This is a genomic window from Methylobacterium sp. J-001 (assembly GCF_022829565.1).
Taxonomy (GTDB): domain Bacteria; phylum Pseudomonadota; class Alphaproteobacteria; order Rhizobiales; family Beijerinckiaceae; genus Methylobacterium.
This window is the reverse complement of sequence record NZ_JAKSYN010000227.1, coordinates 152,094-165,457: the sequence shown is the minus strand read 5'-3', so window position 1 is coordinate 165,457 and position 13,364 is coordinate 152,094. Positions and strand designations below refer to the sequence as shown.

Here is a 13,364-nt window from a genome sequence, read left to right as displayed (position 1 = left end):
GCCGCGCGACCGCGTAAGATGCCGGGCCACCCGATTCCGGTGGCCGAGATTCGAACCGAGAGAAAGCCTTCCTGCATGGCGCACGCCGTCACCGCTTCGGGCACGCCGCCCCTGCGCAGCAACGAGCCCCTGAATGCGGACAGCGTCCGACGCGCCCGCGTCGACCTGGCCGCCTGCCTGCGCTGGGCCGCGCGCAATGGCCTCGAAGAAGGCATCTGCAACCACTTCTCGGCGGTGCTGCCGGACCGGCCGGACCTGTTCCTGGTCAATCCCTATGGCTTGGCCTTCGCCGAGGTGACCGCATCGAGCCTGCTCCTGTGCGACTTCCACGGCAACGTCGTCGAGGGCGACGGCCAGCCGGAGGCGACGGCGTTCCACATCCATGCCGAACTGCACCGACTGAAGCCGAACGCTCGGGCCGCGTTCCACACCCACATGCCCTACGCCACGGCGCTCGCCATGCTCGAAGGGCAGCCGCTGCTCTGGGCCGGGCAGACCGCCCTGCGCTTCTACGGCCGCATCGCCGTGGACGAGGATTACAACGGGCTGGCGCTGGATTCCCGGGAGGGCGAGCGGATCGCCCGGAGCGCCGGCGACGCCGACGTGGTCTTCTTGAAGAACCACGGCGTGATGGTTCTGGGCGAGACCATCGCGGAGGCCTGGGACGACCTCTATTACCTCGAGCGCGCCGCGCAGGCCCAGGTGCTCGCCATGAGCACGGGGCGCGCCCTGAAGGTCGTGCCCGAGGAGATCGTCAAGCACGTCGCCGCTCAGGAGGCCGCCGGACGTGCAGAAAGCGCGCGGCTGCATCTGGAAAGCGTCAAGCGCGTGCTCGCAAGGGACGAGCCGGCCTTCCTAGCCTGATCACGGCGCCGCCCGGATCCGCTCCAGCAGAGCGGGATCGGCATAGCCGTCAGCGGGTAGCCCCTGCGAACCCTGATAGGCGCGCAGGGCCGCCCGGGTCTTCGGGCCGATCTTCCCGTCGACGCCGCCGGTGGCGTAGCCGCGCTCGGTCAGCCGGCTCTGGAGATCGCGGCGCTCGTCCCCGGTAAGGGCGCGGTCGCCCCGCGGCCAGTCGCGCGACAGACCCGGATCGCCGCGCAGGCGGTCCGAGAGCAGCGCCACCGTCAGCGCGTAGGCGAGCGCGGTGTTGTAGCGCAGGATCACCGCGAAGTTCGGTCGGAGCAGGAAGGCGGGGCCGCGGATTCCCGCCGGAAGGATCAGGGTCGCCTGCGCAGACTCATCCGCGATCGCACGGTCATGGGCGGGCTTCACGCCGAGGTCCCGCCAAGCCGCGAGACTGCGCGGTGTCGTCTCGTCGGCGAGTGCGGCGTCGAACGTCTCCGGGAGCACGACCTCGTAGCCCCAGCCTTCGCCGGACCGCCAGCCATGAGCACGCAGGTAATTCGCCGTCGAGGCGAGCGCGTCGGTAGCCGAGGTCCAGATGTCCCGCTTGCCGTCGCCGTCGAAATCCACCGCGTGCTGCTGGTAGACGGTGGGCATGAACTGGGTATGGCCCATAGCGCCGGCCCAGGAGCCGGTCAGGCCGCCGGGCATCTTGTCGAGGGGCGCCTCGTCGCGGGCGAGGATCTGCAGGGCGGCGGTCAACTCGTCGCGCCAGTAGGCCGCCCGGGTGGGATCACCGCAGCTCAAGGTCGCGAGCGAGCGCACCACCGGCTTCACCACCGATAGGTTGTCGAGCACGGTGCCGTAGGTGGATTCGACGCCCCAGAAGGCGACCAGGGTGTAGCGATCGACGCCGTACTTCGTCTCGATCGCCGCGAGCGGCGTCGCCAGTTCAGTGAGCTTGCGCTGTCCCGCCTCGATCCGGGCCGGCGTGACGCTGGCCTCGATATAGTCCCAGATCGGCCGGACGAACTCGCCCTGGTTCCGGGTCGCAGCCAGCACGTCCGGGTCAGGCTCCAGGCCCCCCAGCTGCGCCTGCGCGACGGCCTGCGGCACGTCGTGCGCGGCCGCCCAGGCGATCAGATCGGTGCGGCAGGTCTCGAAGGAGGGAGGAGCCGTGTCGGTCGCCGCCACAGCCAGCGCCGGAGCCAGTGCCAGGGCCGCGATCCCGAGTCCGAGGGCGCGAAACACCGTATGCCTGCCGTGCCTCGATGGGGAAGCCGACATGATGCGATCGTCCATCGGCGTCTCCGGCTCAAAGTTTGACATGCGATTTCCGGTCGAAGCGCGCTGCATCGTTATAGCGAGCGGCCGAGCGATCGACCCGGCCGTCTTACCGTTCGAGCCCGGCGGTTTCCAGGGATCGGCCGCGGGGACCCGGATGGGTTTCCTCCAACAGGCGCCCTATTTCCGTCCTGCGACATCCCGCGGAGGCCCCATCGTGAAGCGATCCGCCCGTGCCGCGCCCGGCATCGCAGCCCTGTTCATCGCCGGTCCGGCTTGTGCCCTGGAAGTCACCCGCAGCCGGGACATCCCGGCGCCGCCCGCGGCGGTCTGGGCGCTGATCGGCGATTTCTGCGCCATCGGGCTGTGGCACCCACAGGTCGAGCGCTGCATCCTGTCGCGCGAGGACGACGATGACGGCATCCGGGCGCAGATCCGGGGTCTCGTGGCGAAGGGCGGTCTCGGCACCATCGTCGAGGTCGAGACTGCCCGCGACGAGGCGGCCATGACCTACAGCTACAGCTTCGTTCAGGGCCCGCTGCCGGTACGCGCCTATAACGCCACGCTGGCGGTCCGCCCGAACGGCACGGGCTCCACGGTGGTCTGGACCGCGACCTTCGACGCCGAGGGCATGAGCGACGCCGAGGCCCTCAAGGACATCACGGGCGTCTACGATATGGGCCTCGCCGGCATCGCCCGTGAAGTCGCCAAGTAAGCGGCAGGGTCGGACGACGCAGGGCACGCATCCCGCAGAAAAAGCTCGCTTCGGGCTCCATCCTTACCAATGTGGGGGGCGTCCGCGGGCTCGATCGGCCTGCTGATTCCCGGAGGTCCTGTTCATGGCAGAGTCTCGCATGCGCCGTCATCGCCACGCCAAGATCGTTGCCACGGTCGGTCCCGCAAGCTCAGCGCCCGATCAACTGCATGCCCTGTTCCTCGCCGGGGTCGACACCTTCCGGCTGAACTTCAGCCACGGGGTGCAGGAGGACCACGCCAAGGTCCACGCGGCGATCCGCGTCCTGGAGCGGGAGGTCGGCCGGCCGATCGGTATCCTGCAGGATCTGCAGGGTCCGAAAATCCGTATTGGAACGCTGCAGGGTGGACGCCAGGATCTCGTCCCCGGCGAGACGATCCGCTTCGTGCTGGACGGGTCCGAAGGCGACAAGCAGGCGATTCCGCTCCACCACCCGGAAATCTTCGCGGCGGTGGTGCCGGGCCAGGAACTCCTGATCGACGACGGGCGGGTGCGGGTGCGGGTCGTCGGGCCCGAGCGCGCCGCCTTCACCGCCGAGGTCGTAACCGGCGGCCCGATCTCGAACCGGAAGGGCGTGAACCTGCCGGGCACGCTGCTTGACTTGTCGCCGTTGACCGAGAAGGACCGGGCCGACCTCGCCTTCGGGCTGGAGCTCGGCGTCGATTGGGTCGCCCTGTCCTTCGTCCAGAAACCGTCTGACCTGATCGAGGCGCGCGGGCTCATCGGCGACCGTGCCGGCATCATGTCGAAGATCGAGAAGCCGCAGGCGCTGGAGCGGATCGACGATATCATCCGGCTTTCGGATGCCGTGATGGTCGCCCGCGGCGATCTCGGTGTGGAGATCCCGCACGAGGACGTGCCCGGCCGGCAGAAGGAGTTGATTCGCGCGTGCCGGCTTGCCGTCAAGCCGGTGATCGTCGCGACGCAAATGCTGGATTCGATGGTCAACGCGCCGGCGCCGACGCGAGCGGAGGCATCCGACGTCGCCACCGCAATCTATGACGGCGCCGATGCCGTCATGCTGTCGGCGGAATCGGCCACCGGGAAATATCCGGTCGAGGCCGTATCGATGATGGACCGGATCATCCGCAGCGTGGAGAGCCACAAGCTCTATCACTCGATCGTCGCGGCCTCCGAGCCCGGCGAGGAGGAGACGCCGCCCCACGCCGTCGCCACCGCCACCGCCGATCTGGCCGAGGCCGTCCACGCCGCCGCGATCGTCACCTATACGTCCAGCGGGACGACGGCTGCCCGGGTGGCGCGCAAGCGCCCCGCCGCGTCGATCTTGGCTCTGACCCCGAGCCTCGCCACTTCCCGACGCCTATGCTTGCTCTGGGGTGCCCACAGCGTGCACACCGATGATGTCGATTCCTATGAGGAAATGACGGCCAAGGCCTGCCACCATGTGCAGGACGAAGGCTTCGCCAAGCCCAACGACATCATCGTCGTCACCGCCGGCATCCCGTTCCACGCCGCGGGGAACACCAACAATATCCGGCTGATGCAGGTCTGATGCTGAAGCCGGGGGAACGCCCCCGTCGCGTCGTCCGTTGATGGGCAAGCTGCGCCGTTTTGGCGCAAATGCGCGGAGAGTCCCATGAGCCTGATCGGACGCATCGTCACCAAGCTTCTCGGCAACGAGAACCGCCCCATCGACCGCGACGACCGGAATGCCAGCACCGCGACGCCGATCGGCCGCCTGGTCACCAAGATCCTTGGCAAGTAACTGACCCGAGCGCCGCGCCCCCGTCCGGGGCGCGGCGCATATCCGACGCCTTCAATTCGCGACTGCGTTCGCCGTCTGCTTGAGCGTCGGCGATGCTGGAACAGTGTGCTGCCAGAAGGTGCCCGTTCGCCCCTTTTCCAGGCCTTCCTGGTAAAGGGCCCGCATGTACCCCGTATCGAAGCCCTTGGAGGCGGAGGCTTTCGGGCCGTTCTCGTCGATATAGGTCAGGTTGAAGCCCATCCCGTTGGAGCGCGCGAGCGCGTAGGTGGCCGACAGCGTTGCACGCGAGCGGGCGCGGCTTGCGGTCGTGAACGAGCGCTCGACGATCGACAGGGTATTGTCCTTCGTCACCTCGAAATCCGGTTCCAGCCGGCCGTTGATCACCACGTAGATGTTGGCCTTGCCGCCCGTGCGGATCTTTCCGTCGCGCAGCAGCAGCGTCTGCGGGAGGGTGAAAACGGGGGTGACCACTGAGCCGTCCACATGCATCTCCTGGAAGCGTGTGTCGGCGGCCGCCACGTCGATCATCTGCGGGGGGAACACCGCCGGGATGCTGGCCGAGGCAGCCAGCACGTCACGGAACAGATCCAGGGCGTTCGGCGCGCCGCTCGACGCGATGACGCCCATGTTCCAGATCACGGCGCGCTGCGAATCGAGGTTGGTCGTCACCACCATGAGGCGACGGCCCTTGGCGTGCTCCTCCGCGATGGCGGTAAGCAGTTCCGGGGTGACGTAGCGGCCGATCAGGTTGCGCAGGCGCCCGTCCCCGAACAGGCCGGAGCCGAACAGGACGTTGGCGATATTGGGCGAGTTGACCAGCTCGCCGGCGACGCCGCTGGTGTAGAACTCGGTGAGGTACGGATCGTAGGCCGGGCCCAGGAAGGCGAAGGGCGCGATCAGCGCGCCGGTCGACACGCCCGAGACGAGGGTGAATTCCGGGCGGGTGCCGGACGCCGTCCAGCCATTCAGCACGCCGGCCCCGTAGGCGCCATCGCCGCCACCGCCCGACAAAGCCAGATAGTTGAAGCCGGCCGAGCGGCGCTGCGGATTGCCGGCGAGTTCCGCGATCGTGTCGACCGACGCGTCGGCGTAGACCCGCGCCCCGGGGATCCCGGGCACGCTGGCGAAAGCCGCCTGCTCGGCGGTGTAGGCGGTGCGCGGGACGCTGCCGCAGGCCGCAACCTGACCGGCCAGCCCCAGCGCGACCAGCGCGCGCAGCCCCCCCTGACGGTACCCCATCGTCCTCACCCTGGATAACAGCAACGCCCACCCCTTTTGCCACACGAAAGCAGCTTGGCCGTGACCGCGTTCCGGCGATGGGGGGCATTCGGTGCGATTGCGTCGGCCTGTGACGCGGGCGACACGGCCGGCAGGATGCGCGGTGCCCGCGGAGCCGACAGTAACCACCTTCCCAGGCGAACCGCCCATTGCCGGTGGACAGGGTCGGTCACCGTCCGGGAGCCGCCCTTGCAAGCGTCGCGAGCGGCGCGCTAGGGTCCTGCCGTGGCCTGGCGAGACAGGGTGTCGCACGCGGTGCGGCATCCAACGCGCATGGGTGACGCGCACGGGTGCGGTCCGCACCGGCAATACGGCCGGGAGGGGCTTCAGCGACCTGGAACGCGCACCGTCACCCGGTAGAGCGCGCGGGCCGCAGGGGCGGAGGGGGATTATGGAAGCGGGCCTGAGCTGGACGGATGATCGCGTGGCGCTCCTGCGCCGGCTGTGGGAAGACGGGCAGAGCGCAAGCAAGATCGCCGCGCAACTCGGCGGCGTGACGCGCAATGCGGTGATCGGCAAGGTGCATCGTCTCGGCCTGGGCGGTCGCGCCCGGGGTGGCGAGGAGGCTCCGGTCGCACCCCAGGCAACCAAGGTCGTCGAGATCGAGACCGCCATCGCGGTGGTCGAGACCCAGGCGCCCGAGCCGGTGGCGATCCTGTCGCATCGCCCCGCGCCCGTCTTTCCGACGCCCGCCCCGGCGGCTTCAGAGCCCGTGGCGCTGTCGGTCTCGCAGCGCGTTACAATCATGGACCTGCGGGAATCCATGTGCCGCTGGCCGCTCGGTGATCCGACCACGCCAGAATTCCGGTTCTGCGGTGCCCGTTCGATCACCGGGCTGCCCTACTGCACCCACCATGCCGAGATCGCCTATCAGCCGGCCGCGGAGCGCAAGCGCGACCGCCGCGTCGCCTCGTTCCGCTAGGCATTCGGCATCAGCGTACCAGAATACCGGTCTCGCCGAGGTAGCGCAGCGTCCCGGGATTGATCTGCGTCGCCGGAACGAGTCCCGAAAGGTTCTCAGGCCGGCCATCCGCACCCTGCGGATGGCGCATAGCCATGTCGGCCCGAGCCAGGGCGCGGACGAGCCGATAGGCCACGTCGGACTCGAAGCCCGGCCGCGCGATAACGAGACTCCAGGAACCCACGGTCTCTATTTTCGCGGACTGACCAAGGAAGCTACCGGGCGGCACGGTCAGGCGCTGAAGGGCGCCTCCCGCCTGTGCGAGCTGCGCGATGCCGGCCTCTGACGGACCGAAGAACCGTGCGCCGCCCGGCGCCTGCGCCATCGCGAAGAAGCCCGGCCAGGCAAGGCCGCCGCCCCAGAGCGCATCGGCGCGGCCATCCAGCACCATGGATGGCCCATCCCCGGCCCTGTCGAGCAGGACCGGGCGGATGTCCCGCTCGGGATCGAGCCCCGAGGCTTTAAGTGCGCTGCGGCCCATCAGGGTAAGGCCGGAATTGTGCGTTCCCAGCACCACCGGCCGCCCGCGCAAGTCTTCCACGGTGCGGATCGGGCTTGCCGCGGGGACGGCGAACAAGCCGGGCGTCGGATACATCGGCGTCAAGACTGTCAGACCGCCCGCGTCGGCCAGGGCCGGGTAGGCGTACTCCCCCTGGACGAGTGCGAGATCAACGCGGCCGGCCCGCAGAAGCCTGACATTCTCCGCCGAGCCGCCGCTGGCCTGGGTCTCGACGGCGAGATCAGGATCCGCCGCCCGGATCGCTGCCGCGAAGGCATCCCCGAAGGCCGGGAAGCCGCCGCCAGGGGTCGCGGTGGCGAGGGTGATACGCGTCGGTCCCGCGGCATGGGCGGACCGAGCGCAGACGAGGCTGAGGGCGGCCAGCAAAGCGGCGCGGCGAGTCGGACCGGCGGCACCGAATGGACGGCGTTTCATCGAAGAGCCCTCGTCGGTGATCAGGCACCAGCTACACACCTCCACCGGGCGCGAGAACGATATTCCACAAAACAGCGTCGTGTCAGTTACCTTGTTTCACAATGAGCAATATTCCTGTCGGCGTGTAAAAAGAACTTTCGTACAGGACACTTAGCCCGATTGCCTGGGCTTCGGCGACGCGATATCGCAGCCTCTCGTCCGCCGGCCGGCCAAGGCTTCCCCTTGGCCTCGACCGTCCGGCCCCGACATCTGTCCGACCCGAGATCTGCAGGAGTTCCGCGATGGCCGATTCCCTTAACGCGCCGGCGAAGGTCGGCCACGGCCGTGTCTACGGCTCGATCACCGAGACCATCGGCAACACCCCGCTGGTGCGCCTCAATCGCCTGCCCAAGGAGCACGGTGTCGATGCCGAGATCCTGCTGAAGCTTGAGTTCTTCAACCCGATCGCCAGCGTGAAGGACCGCATCGGCGTCAACATGATCGATGCCCTTGAGGCTGCGGGCAAGCTCCAGCCCGGCGGCACGTTGGTCGAGCCGACCTCCGGCAACACCGGCATCGCGCTGGCCTTCGTGGCCGCGGCGCGCGGCTACCGGTTGATCCTGGTGATGCCCGAGACGATGTCCCTGGAACGCCGCAAGATGCTGGCCTTCCTGGGCGCCGAGCTGGCGCTCACCCCCGGCGCGCAGGGCATGAAGGGCGCCATCGCCAAGGCCGAGGAACTCCTGAAGGAGATCCCGGGCTCGGTGATGCCGCAGCAATTCTCGAACCCGGCCAATCCCGAGATCCACCGCAAGACCACCGCGGAAGAAATCTGGAGCGACACCGGCGGCCAGCTCGATGCCTTCGTGGCCGGCGTCGGCACCGGCGGCACCGTGACCGGCGTCGGTGAGGTGCTGAAGCCGCGTCTTCCGAACCTCAAGGTCTTCGCGGTCGAGCCGGTGGATTCTCCGGTGATCTCCGGTGGCCAGCCTGGGCCGCACAAGATCCAGGGCATCGGCGCGGGCTTCATCCCCGGGAATCTACACACGGACATCCTGGACGGCGTGCTGAAGGTCTCCAACGACACCGCCTTCGAGACCGCTCGGGCTCTGGCCCGCTTGGAAGGCATCCCGGGCGGCATCTCGACGGGCGGCAACGTCGCGGCGGCGCTGGAACTGGCCAAGCGGCCGGAATTCCAGGGCAAGCGGATCGTGACGATCGCCTGTTCGTTCGCCGAGCGCTACATCTCGTCGGCCCTGTTCGACGGAATCGGCTAGCATCGATCGATCGCGGCGGCGCCACCTCTTTAACCGTTGCCGCCCGATCGAATCGCGCCGGTATTCTTAAAGCCGGCGCGGCTTCGGTGACGAAGCGACAGCAGTACAATCCTGCTGTCGCTTCGAGGTCGTATCGTATTCGCCCGACCCGACGATTGGCTAAGTATAGCTTTTTATAGTTGAAGTCTTTAATATTCAGATTTGATCATGGCATAATTTGCTTTATAAGCAACGAATTTTCTGCTTTTTTAGCTATAGTCTTTCAGCATCAACCCCGATCTGCGCTCCGCGTAACGGCACGGCTGGACGCAAGACTTGGAAAACCTTCGCGCATCGGTCATCTGCTTCCTGGGTCGTCGTCCCGCCGACGATCCGGGATCGGACGGACATTTCCGCATGCGCTGGCTTCTCGTTCTCCTCGGCTTCTTCCTCACGCTGGCTGCGCAGGCCCAAGTGCAGGGCTTCGCGAGCCACGACCTCACGAGCGTAGTGGACCAGGCCCGGATCGCGATCGATACCAAAGCCTCGATACAGGCGACCCCATTGAACCTCACGATGACCTGCGCCTCCTGCACAGGTTCGCCGGTGGTGGATATCCGGCTCGGACGCCTGACCGATGGGACCGAGAAGCGTGTGCGATCCGGGGAGACAACCTTCGCGAAGCTCGAATCACTTTGCATCAAGCAGAACCCCGATTGCCGCCTTTCGACTCTCCCCGTGAGCCCGGCGATCGGGTGGCTCACGGTCTATGCATTCGGGAATGGTGCGGGATCGACGGCGGTGATCCTGCGCGACGGTGACCTGCTCACGATCCAGGCCAAGGCTGACAGCCGCTGGCACGCCGAGGAGTCGGTGCGGGCCCTGGTGCAGCGTCTCGCACCTCGGATCGTTGGCCCCTGACGCGGTCTCAATCATCCCGCACGAACCAGCCGTGCCGAGGGTGATCACCGGCTGCCACGCAACCCTGGTCTCCCGCCCCCGTTGTCCCGCCACAGCGCGACATAGGAGAGGCAGGAGCCATGGCAGAGCAGACAACACGGCCGACGTTGAAGGACTTCAATGCCAATGCCGACCGGAATGGCCAGGATCTCGGCCAGGATTCGCCGCTCGATGTTGGCGTTGCGGCCAACACGCAGGCCGACCTGAAGCGGGATCCGGCGGGCGACGCCCAAGCAGCGCGGATCGCCTCCGGTACTCCGGGCTCGGACGCCACCGACGCCACCGAGGCTGAGACCCCGCCCGAGAACCTGAAGAAGCTTCAGGGCGAGTTTGGCAAGACTCCGGATAAGGGCTCAAGCATGGGCGAAGCGATCGACCGCGCCACCGCGGCGGTGGGTCAGGATGATGGGAAGCGTTGATGGGTAGGCTCACCAGCGATTCCGGAACTGTCACCCGCAAGCCCGACGATACGGTCGGCTCCAAGGGCGAGCACCCGGCGGGTGGCGGTCACCAGACCCCCGAGCAGGCGGCGATCACCGATATGGGTTCAGGCGAGGCGGCCAAGACCGAGTCCAAGGAGGGCTGGGGCCAATCCGGTGAGGCCGGACGCTCCCCGCCTGTGGTCGGCGGCTCATCGGGCGGCCATTCGGACCAGAAGGCATCGCGCGGCCCGTCCGCCGACCAGAAGGTCGCCGACGGACACTATCGGGTCGAGCGGGAGGACAAGACGTGAGCGAGCGTGAAGAGCCGAAACCCGAGAAGCCGGCCAACGTCGCGCCTGATGCGGTGATGGACCCGAACGAGAAGACCGACGGCAAGCCCGGCATGGGTCCGCAGGGCGACAAGACCCAGAATGACGAGACCGATCCCGGCGGAAGCTAAGGGCTTTGTCTCACTGGCCTCTGACCTTGGGGCAGACGCCCCAAGGTCAGTCCGGGGTTACAACCGCCCAGCGCAATCGGATCAGGACAATCGGAAGCGGATCGGCTCAACAGCCAGTGCGACCTCGTCTGGTCGGCAGCCGGTCTCGACGCAAGCGTAGCGGATCGCATCCCGGCACGTGCGAAATATCCCCCCTGCCCTGCCGCCGGTCTCGAAGGCGACCCAATGGCCCTCGCCGTCCTGGCCCACGACGTAGGGAGATGCGGCCGAGCGAGCCGGCCGGTTGGCGTTCAAGGCGACAGGCATTTGAATCACGGGTTTTCATGCAGCCCGGTTGAGCCTCGCCGCAAAGCCAAGGGGCTCGGTGGGAGGGCCTAACGGGTCAACCGAGGATCAGAATAACGTCCTCGACGGCAACCGGGCCTGAGCGCCCGGTTGCCCGGTATTCATCTCAGGCGGCGGTGTCCTTCGACGAACGCTCGACGCGCTTGCGGTCGTTGGGATCGAGGACGGTCTTGCGGAGCCGAATCGACTTCGGTGTGACCTCGACCAGTTCGTCGTCCTGGATCCAGGCGAGCGAGCGCTCCAGAGTCATCCGGATCGGAGGCGTCAGCCGCACGGCTTCGTCCTTCGAGGTGGTGCGGATGTTGGTAAGTTTCTTACCCTTGAGGACGTTCACCTCGAGATCGTTCTCGCGGTTGTGCTCGCCGATGATCATGCCTTGATAGACCTTCCAGCCGGGCTCGATCATCATCGGGCCGCGGTCTTCGAGGTTCCACATGGCGTAGGCCACGGCCTCGCCCTTGTCATTGGAGATCAGCACGCCGTTGCGGCGGCCGGCGATCTCGCCCTTGAACGGCTCGTAGGCCTTGAACAGGCGGTTCATGATCGCGGTGCCGCGGGTGTCGGTGAGCAGCTCGCCCTGATAGCCGATCAGGCCACGGGTGGGGGCGTGGAACACGAGGCGCAAGCGATCGCCGCCCGAAGGCCGCATCTCCAGCATCTCGGCTTTGCGCTCCGACATCTTCTGGACGACGACGCCGGAATGCTCCTCGTCGACGTCGATCACGACCTCTTCGATCGGCTCGAGGAGTTCGCCATTCTCGTCCTTCTCGTAGACGACGCGCGGACGAGAAACCGCAATCTCGAAGCCCTCGCGACGCATGGTCTCGATCAGGATGGCGAGCTGCAATTCACCACGACCGGAAACGTAGAAGGAATCCTTGTCGGCCGCTTCCTCGATCTTGAGCGTGACGTTGCCCTCGCCCTCCTTGAACAGGCGGTCGCGGATCATCCGGCTGGTGACCTTGTCACCCTCGGTGCCGGCGAGCGGGGAGTCGTTGACGATGAACGACATGGTCACGGTCGGGGGATCGATCGGCTGGGCCTGGATCGGCGTATCCACCTGCGGGTCGCAGAAGGTATCGGCCACGGTGCCCTTGATCAGGCCGGCGATGGAGACGATGTCGCCCGCCTCACCGATGTCGATCGGCGCGCGCTCCAGGCCCCGGAAGGCGAGGATCTTCGACACGCGACCGGTCTCGACCACCTTGCCGTCCCGCGACAGCACCTTGATCTGCTGGTTCGGCTTCACGGTGCCCGACGCGATGCGGCCCGTGATGATCCGGCCCAGGAACGGGTTGGCCTCGAGCAGCGTGCCGAGCATCCGGAACGGGCCTTCTTCGACCTTGGCCGGCGGCACGTGCTTGAGCACGAGCTCGAACAGCGGCTTCAGACCCACCGACGGATCGGCCTCGGGGCTATCGGCCATCCAGCCGTTCCGGCCGGAGCCGTAGAGGATGGGAAAGTCGAGCTGCTCGTCGGTGGCGTCGAGCGCCGCGAACAGGTCGAACACCTCGTTCACGACCTCGTTGATGCGCGCATCCGGGCGATCGACCTTGTTGATCGCTACGATCGGCCTCAGGCCGATCTTAAGAGCCTTGCCGACCACGAACTTGGTTTGGGGCATCGGCCCCTCGGCGGCATCCACCAGCACGATCACGCCGTCGACCATCGACAGGATGCGCTCGACCTCACCGCCGAAATCGGCGTGGCCGGGGGTGTCGACGATGTTGACGCGGGTGTCCTCCCAAACGACCGAGGTCGCCTTGGCCAGGATCGTGATGCCACGCTCCTTCTCCAGGTCGTTGGAGTCCATCGCCCGCTCCTCGACCCGCTGATTCTCGCGGAAGGTGCCGGACTGGGCCAGCAGCTTGTCGACGAGCGTCGTCTTGCCGTGGTCGACGTGGGCAATGATGGCGATGTTGCGCAGATTCATGGCGGCCCGAAACGGGTTGTGCCGGCTCCCTGGCGGCCGCGCGGCGCGGCCGTCCGCGCCGGGTGAGGTACGGAGTCGTGGTGGTTGCGTCGCAATATAAGCCCGCGCGTCCGCCCGCAAGGCCGTCGCACGCATGCCGGTGTACCGTTGCGCGGGGCATCCCCCGCTAAACTACACGTGGTGCCAGGAAATTCTGGGCTTCGAGCGACGGTAATCCGCTCTCCCG

14 protein-coding genes are annotated in these 13,364 nt (G+C 67.3%); 10 read left to right on the top strand and 4 right to left on the bottom strand.

The annotated features are described in order from the left end of the window. Window positions 1-75: 75 nt before the first annotated feature. Window positions 76-864: an aldolase gene (locus MKK65_RS30345; protein ID WP_243961912.1), complete on the top strand. Its 789-nt coding sequence runs from the start codon at window positions 76-78 to the stop codon at window positions 862-864. Here MKK65_RS30345 and MKK65_RS30340 read toward each other — a convergent pair whose 3' ends face one another. Continuing rightward, complete coding sequence (locus MKK65_RS30340; protein WP_243961911.1) at window positions 865-2,148, bottom strand: lytic murein transglycosylase; 1,284 nt, start codon at window positions 2,146-2,148, stop codon at window positions 865-867. It lies immediately after the preceding gene. A 199-nt stretch (window positions 2,149-2,347) separates the two neighbouring features. Between MKK65_RS30340 and MKK65_RS30335 the strand changes: the two genes are divergently transcribed. From MKK65_RS30335 to MKK65_RS30325, 3 genes are all read left to right on the top strand, one after another. After that, on the top strand, window positions 2,348-2,845 hold the full coding sequence (locus MKK65_RS30335) for an SRPBCC family protein (protein WP_243961910.1): 498 nt from the start codon (window positions 2,348-2,350) through the stop codon (window positions 2,843-2,845). A gap of 139 nt (window positions 2,846-2,984) precedes the next feature. Continuing rightward, the gene (pyk, locus tag MKK65_RS30330) at window positions 2,985-4,397 is read left to right on the top strand and encodes a pyruvate kinase (protein ID WP_243962057.1); all 1,413 of its coding nucleotides are present in this window, start codon (window positions 2,985-2,987) and stop codon (window positions 4,395-4,397) included. A gap of 84 nt (window positions 4,398-4,481) precedes the next feature. Beyond that, entirely contained in the window at window positions 4,482-4,610 is a 129-nt protein-coding gene (locus MKK65_RS30325) for a hypothetical protein (protein WP_007561257.1), read from the top strand. Window positions 4,611-4,661: 51 nt separating this feature from the next. Here the strand turns inward: MKK65_RS30325 and MKK65_RS30320 are convergent, their stop codons facing one another. Next, window positions 4,662-5,849, bottom strand: coding sequence for a patatin-like phospholipase family protein (locus MKK65_RS30320; RefSeq protein ID WP_243961909.1), 1,188 nt, complete (start codon window positions 5,847-5,849; stop codon window positions 4,662-4,664). Between the two features lie 430 nt (window positions 5,850-6,279). On the opposite strand from MKK65_RS30320, the gene MKK65_RS30315 reads away from it, so the two are divergent. Further along, window positions 6,280-6,810 carry a GcrA family cell cycle regulator gene (locus tag MKK65_RS30315; protein ID WP_243961908.1) on the top strand — a complete coding sequence of 177 codons (531 nt, stop codon included), beginning with the start codon at window positions 6,280-6,282 and terminating at the stop codon, window positions 6,808-6,810. Window positions 6,811-6,820: 10 nt separating this feature from the next. Here MKK65_RS30315 and MKK65_RS30310 read toward each other — a convergent pair whose 3' ends face one another. Beyond that, window positions 6,821-7,783 (bottom strand): TAXI family TRAP transporter solute-binding subunit, encoded by a 963-nt coding sequence (locus MKK65_RS30310; protein WP_243961906.1) that lies wholly within the window; start codon window positions 7,781-7,783, stop codon window positions 6,821-6,823. Window positions 7,784-8,064: 281 nt separating this feature from the next. Between MKK65_RS30310 and cysK the strand changes: the two genes are divergently transcribed. From cysK to MKK65_RS30285, 5 genes are all read left to right on the top strand, one after another. After that, complete coding sequence (cysK, locus tag MKK65_RS30305) at window positions 8,065-9,039, top strand: cysteine synthase A (protein ID WP_058192618.1); 975 nt, start codon at window positions 8,065-8,067, stop codon at window positions 9,037-9,039. Between the two features lie 396 nt (window positions 9,040-9,435). Next, on the top strand, window positions 9,436-9,939 hold the full coding sequence (locus tag MKK65_RS30300) for a hypothetical protein (RefSeq protein ID WP_243961904.1): 504 nt from the start codon (window positions 9,436-9,438) through the stop codon (window positions 9,937-9,939). Window positions 9,940-10,058: 119 nt separating this feature from the next. After that, window positions 10,059-10,397, top strand: coding sequence for a hypothetical protein (locus MKK65_RS30295; RefSeq protein ID WP_243961902.1), 339 nt, complete (start codon window positions 10,059-10,061; stop codon window positions 10,395-10,397). Further along, window positions 10,397-10,711, top strand: a complete 315-nt coding sequence (locus tag MKK65_RS30290; protein ID WP_243961900.1) for a hypothetical protein — start codon at window positions 10,397-10,399, stop codon at window positions 10,709-10,711. The genes MKK65_RS30295 and MKK65_RS30290 overlap by 1 nt, the downstream gene beginning before the upstream one ends. After that, entirely contained in the window at window positions 10,708-10,860 is a 153-nt protein-coding gene (locus tag MKK65_RS30285; protein WP_201025760.1) for a hypothetical protein, read from the top strand. Before MKK65_RS30290 ends, MKK65_RS30285 begins: the two co-directional genes overlap by 4 nt. A 451-nt stretch (window positions 10,861-11,311) precedes the next feature. On the opposite strand, the gene typA is transcribed toward MKK65_RS30285, so the two are convergent. Beyond that, the gene (gene typA, locus MKK65_RS30275; protein ID WP_058192610.1) at window positions 11,312-13,138 is read right to left on the bottom strand and encodes a translational GTPase TypA; all 1,827 of its coding nucleotides are present in this window, start codon (window positions 13,136-13,138) and stop codon (window positions 11,312-11,314) included. Window positions 13,139-13,364 lie beyond the last annotated feature (226 nt).

What these genes read in the sequence shown, in the direction of transcription:
- MKK65_RS30345 (WP_243961912.1), top strand. Translation starts at nt 76, where the DNA reads ATGGCGCACGCCGTCACCGCTTCGGGCACGCCGCCCCTGCGCAGCAAC.
- MKK65_RS30340 (WP_243961911.1), bottom strand. Translation starts at nt 2,148, where the DNA reads ATGGACGATCGCATCATGTCGGCTTCCCCATCGAGGCACGGCAGGCAT.
- pyk (WP_243962057.1), top strand. Translation starts at nt 2,985, where the DNA reads ATGCGCCGTCATCGCCACGCCAAGATCGTTGCCACGGTCGGTCCCGCA.
- MKK65_RS30325 (WP_007561257.1), top strand. Translation starts at nt 4,482, where the DNA reads ATGAGCCTGATCGGACGCATCGTCACCAAGCTTCTCGGCAACGAGAAC.
- MKK65_RS30320 (WP_243961909.1), bottom strand. Translation starts at nt 5,849, where the DNA reads ATGGGGTACCGTCAGGGGGGGCTGCGCGCGCTGGTCGCGCTGGGGCTG.
- MKK65_RS30315 (WP_243961908.1), top strand. Translation starts at nt 6,280, where the DNA reads ATGGAAGCGGGCCTGAGCTGGACGGATGATCGCGTGGCGCTCCTGCGC.
- MKK65_RS30310 (WP_243961906.1), bottom strand. Translation starts at nt 7,783, where the DNA reads ATGAAACGCCGTCCATTCGGTGCCGCCGGTCCGACTCGCCGCGCCGCT.
- cysK (WP_058192618.1), top strand. Translation starts at nt 8,065, where the DNA reads ATGGCCGATTCCCTTAACGCGCCGGCGAAGGTCGGCCACGGCCGTGTC.
- MKK65_RS30300 (WP_243961904.1), top strand. Translation starts at nt 9,436, where the DNA reads ATGCGCTGGCTTCTCGTTCTCCTCGGCTTCTTCCTCACGCTGGCTGCG.
- MKK65_RS30295 (WP_243961902.1), top strand. Translation starts at nt 10,059, where the DNA reads ATGGCAGAGCAGACAACACGGCCGACGTTGAAGGACTTCAATGCCAAT.
- MKK65_RS30290 (WP_243961900.1), top strand. Translation starts at nt 10,397, where the DNA reads ATGGGTAGGCTCACCAGCGATTCCGGAACTGTCACCCGCAAGCCCGAC.
- typA (WP_058192610.1), bottom strand. Translation starts at nt 13,138, where the DNA reads ATGAATCTGCGCAACATCGCCATCATTGCCCACGTCGACCACGGCAAG.